Genomic DNA, 3,086 nt, shown 5'->3' on the forward strand with positions numbered 1-3,086 from the left:
CAACGGAATCTGCGAGCGCTTCCATCGAACCGCGCTCGATGAGTTCTATCGTGTGGCGTTCCGCAAGAAGATCTATCGAACCATCGACGAGCTGCAGAATGATCTCGATGTTTGGGTGACGGCGTACGGCAAGCGCTACGCCCGTAAAGGCGCCGCGGGCGCCATCGAGTTCGCCTTCGGCTTCGATCTGTCGCCGCTCGTTGTTCGTTCCGAGGAATTCGAGCACCTGGCGACCGAGATAGCGGCCGAGGCGCGCGCGCTTAAGCTCGCCCGCGAGCGCGTCACGCTGTGCCGGCGCGATATCGCCAAGATAATCGCGACGGGTATCGCGGAAGGGGTGCCGACGCGCAGGGGAGGGCAAGGGCCAGCAGACTGGCAGGAAGTGCATCAGGCCTTCCGCTCGATCGTGGACGGGATTCCACGGGCTGCAAGCCCCGTTGCAGCTCGAGGCGATCGCCGACGAGCTCTCCCAATTTGCGGACGACGTTCTCGATCTGTTGGAAACTCATATCAAAACAGAAAATATGAGCGCCAAAGAGTCCCAAACTGAGCGCCACTTACAGAACTCAAACCCACCCCCCCTTACTGATCTTGAACCTGCCCTCCAGTTAAAGCCCGCGAAACTCATCGTGCCAAGCTGGATCGTTCTCTGCTTCTGTCGGACGCCATTAAGGCTGCTCGCGCGCTATCGTATGCTTTGCTGATTGAGCGTCCGAGCGGACGAAGGCCCTCGACTAGCTCACGTTCGCTCATGTTGTTTGTGTTTGGGCCATTTCCCAAATCGTGCATTCTGGTATAAATTCGATTGATTTCACTATCCAGGTCCGGATTGTGCGACTCGGCCGTATTCCTAGACGAGGCCGCTGACCTCGAAGCCAAGCTGGCTACCGTGGATGCATGCTCGATCCTAGCCTCATGGCCATAGTCCGAAAACAGATCCGGACGAGCGACGATTGCATCGAAAATTTGCACTTTGTGATCTGCGTCCAAATGTTTATGCCCCCGCACAAGAGCGGCGGCTGCAAATCTGCGGACCACCGGCGGATTACCATCCTGCTCAAACAATTCGATTGCTCTCCTGACGAGGCGATTTGTGTTCACGCGGTCAAGTCCAGCTAGATCGCGGGCTATGCTGTGGAGCGACATCGCTTGCTGGAACGGAGACAAGTTAAGAATATCATCGACGAAAGCAGATCTTCGCGCATTCCCTTCAAATTTGACTGTAGGCGAAGCGACCTTAGCTCGACACGAGGGATAGGAAAAACCTTGCGCTTCTTCTTCAGTCAATGGCACATTATCAAATTGCGATAAGCCTCCCGGGGGAATCGCCAAGTGATTCACAATCCGCCCCAGCCCAGCAACGTCACTGAGCCGCCTCTCAAAAGTCGCGAGGGCAGGGGTCTCAATCGCTTGTCGCATCGAGCGGCTCACGAGTTTAAAGTTCGTGAGACTTTTTGCTGTCTCAATAGGATCATCGGTGAGTAACCGCCGCGCCACTTCGGCCAGCGGGTCAACTGGCAAGTGACCCATTCCTTCGGCACGGCGGCTATCGTCGTCTGCCCCTTCAGGGGTCTGCGGATGATCGCGATCCATAATGAGACCTCTCACGTTTCGGCAGCCCTAGGAGGTAACAGCCGGGAGCGCTCAATTGAACCAATATTGCGTTAAACTTGTAGCTGGGCTGCGTCGAGCTATGCAGGACGGTGGGTGATGACGGAGTGAGATAGGCGGCGACGGGTGTCTCAGTGGCGCTTGCCCAGCGTCGACCCGACGTAGTTCAACAGCGATCTGGACATCTCCCCCACACCTTCGTGCTCCCGGTGCCTCTGTCCCGGATGGTCGCACCATACGCCACGATCTTGAAAACCGCAGCCGAACATCAGCACCGAGAATCTTATAGCGGTTACAAATGCGATCGAGCGGTTGCACGAGGAGTTCAAGCGGCGGATCAAAACCCAAACCGTGCTGCCCTCGGCCGACACCGCCGCGATGATGTTCTGGGCCCTGCTGGCCTCGGGACAGATTAGCATGCGCAAGGTCGATGGTTGGCAAACCCTCGCCACAAAACCCATCGATCAGCCGACCTTGCCGCCTGAAACGATAACTTCATGTTCCCGGAGAATTCGCCAAGCCGAATTCCAACCGCACATCATGCCCTCCGTCTATCAAACGGAACAGGCCCTTCCGACTAGTTCGTGACCCATGTGAAGGCGCTGCCCGGCAACCCCTATGACGGCCACACACTTGCAACCGTCATCCCAGAGATGGAAGCGCTGACCGGCAACACTATCGAGCGCGCTCTCCTCGACAAGGGTTATCGCGGCCACAACGCCCCGCCCGATTACAAGTTCAGGGTGTTCATCTCAGGACAGAAGCGGCGGGTGACGCCACAGATCAAGCGCGAGCTGCGACGGCGCTCCGCCGTCGAGCCGGTCATCGGCCACCTCAAATCCGAGCACCGCATGGGCCGCAACTACCTCTGGCATCGCCAATCCTCGGCGATCCGGCGCGCTCATCTTCCGGACCTCCTGGCTAAGAAATCTCGCTCAACCGTCAATTGTCCGATCTTGGCGTGGAGCTTCTCGACCTCCAGTTCTTGGGCCGCCTCGCCATCCCGACCAGCGCCCGCGTCGAACGCCCGAACCGCTTGATCCTGAAGCTGCTTCTTCCAGGCGTAAATCTGGTTCACATGCACCTGGTAGCGCTGCGCCAGATCCGTCACCGTTGATTGTTCTCGCAGCGCCTCCAAGGCGATCTTTGCCTTCAGCGCCGCATCGATTTTCCGTCTCGTCTTCTTCATGGTCCGCTCCGTTTATCAAAACAGAACGGCATCCGCACTACCTAAGCCGCCGGTCCAAAATCCGGGGTCCACTTCAGTCGGGGTGTTGGAACTGGCCAAGCAGTTGGGCAATGTCAGCCAGGCCTGCAAGATGATGGGATATAGTCGCGACAGCTTCTACCGGTTCAAGGAACTGTACGACAAAGGCGGCGAGCTGGCGCTTGCCGAGATCAGCCGGAAGAAGCCGATCCTCAAGAACCGTGTCGCGCCTGAGATCGAAGCGGCAGTGGTGGCGCTGGCGATCGAA

Annotated in this window: 4 protein-coding genes and 2 pseudogenes; 4 read left to right on the forward strand and 2 right to left on the reverse strand. The window is 57.9% G+C overall.

Annotation, left to right across the window (positions count from 1 at the left end; translation table 11 throughout):
- Positions 1-550: helix-turn-helix domain-containing protein (locus C7G61_RS46845; RefSeq protein ID WP_420836848.1), on the forward strand; the 550-nt coding region annotated here is incomplete at its 5' end.
- 74 nt (positions 551-624) lie between these two features.
- Here the strand turns inward: C7G61_RS46845 and C7G61_RS44350 are convergent.
- On the reverse strand, positions 625-1,593 hold the full coding sequence (locus C7G61_RS44350) for a hypothetical protein (protein WP_145963818.1): 969 nt from the start codon (positions 1,591-1,593) through the stop codon (positions 625-627).
- Positions 1,594-1,905: 312 nt separating this feature from the next.
- On the opposite strand from C7G61_RS44350, the pseudogene C7G61_RS42365 reads away from it, so the two are divergent.
- Positions 1,906-2,061 (forward strand): annotated as a pseudogene (locus tag C7G61_RS42365) (IS256 family transposase); the annotation flags it as partial.
- A gap of 131 nt (positions 2,062-2,192) precedes the next feature.
- Positions 2,193-2,504, forward strand: a pseudogene (locus tag C7G61_RS42370) (IS5/IS1182 family transposase); the annotation flags it as partial.
- Positions 2,505-2,512: 8 nt separating this feature from the next.
- Here C7G61_RS42370 and C7G61_RS42375 read toward each other — a convergent pair.
- Entirely contained in the window at positions 2,513-2,800 is a 288-nt protein-coding gene (locus C7G61_RS42375) for a transposase (protein ID WP_108523378.1), read from the reverse strand.
- An 82-nt stretch (positions 2,801-2,882) separates the two neighbouring features.
- Between C7G61_RS42375 and C7G61_RS42380 the strand changes: the two genes are divergently transcribed.
- On the forward strand, positions 2,883-3,086 hold a 204-nt coding region (locus C7G61_RS42380), incomplete at its 3' end, for a helix-turn-helix domain-containing protein (protein ID WP_145963819.1).

Origin of the sequence: Bradyrhizobium algeriense (assembly GCF_003062295.1) — a bacterium.
GTDB classification, from domain to species: Bacteria; Pseudomonadota; Alphaproteobacteria; order Rhizobiales; family Xanthobacteraceae; genus Bradyrhizobium; species Bradyrhizobium algeriense.

What these genes read in the sequence shown, in the direction of transcription:
- C7G61_RS42375 (WP_108523378.1), bottom strand. Translation starts at nt 2,800, where the DNA reads ATGAAGAAGACGAGACGGAAAATCGATGCGGCGCTGAAGGCAAAGATC.
- C7G61_RS44350 (WP_145963818.1), bottom strand. Translation starts at nt 1,593, where the DNA reads ATGGATCGCGATCATCCGCAGACCCCTGAAGGGGCAGACGACGATAGC.